Genomic DNA, 392 nt, shown 5'->3' with positions numbered 1-392 from the left:
AGTGTGGATGAGGCAGGAGCGAAAAAGTTCGGTTCTGTCCTCTCCGGTACAACTGCAAATGTCATCAAAATGGGGCTGTCTGTTGAAGGAGCTGCACTGTCCGTGGTGGCCTTCACGGCTAAGATCGCCTCCGGCCTGGATAATCTTTACTGGGCGTCACAGCGCACCGGCGCGACAGTCCAGGGAATTCAGTCTATTGGCTATGCGGTTTCGCAGGTTGGCGGCAGCGTGGACGCGGCGCGAACCTCTCTGGAAAGCCTCTCCCGGTTTATTCGTAACAATCCCGGTGCAGAAGGCTTTCTGAATCGCCTGGGCGTACAGACCCGTGACGCCAGCGGCAACATGCGCGACATGGCCGCTATCTTTACGGGTGTCGGACAGAAGCTCAGCAG

The 392-nt window shown here is 57.7% G+C and carries 1 protein-coding gene; it reads left to right on the top strand.

Annotated elements, in window-relative coordinates:
• Positions 1-392, top strand: a 392-nt coding sequence (locus tag EVJ33_RS15320) for a hypothetical protein (protein WP_201739733.1), incomplete at both ends; no start/stop codon positions are given.

The sequence above is a fragment of the Exiguobacterium sp. SL-10 genome (assembly GCF_004337025.1).
GTDB lineage: Bacteria > Bacillota > Bacilli > Exiguobacteriales > Exiguobacteriaceae > Exiguobacterium.
Note: the sequence above shows the minus strand (reverse complement) of the source record. Positions and strands in the feature narration are given on the sequence as shown.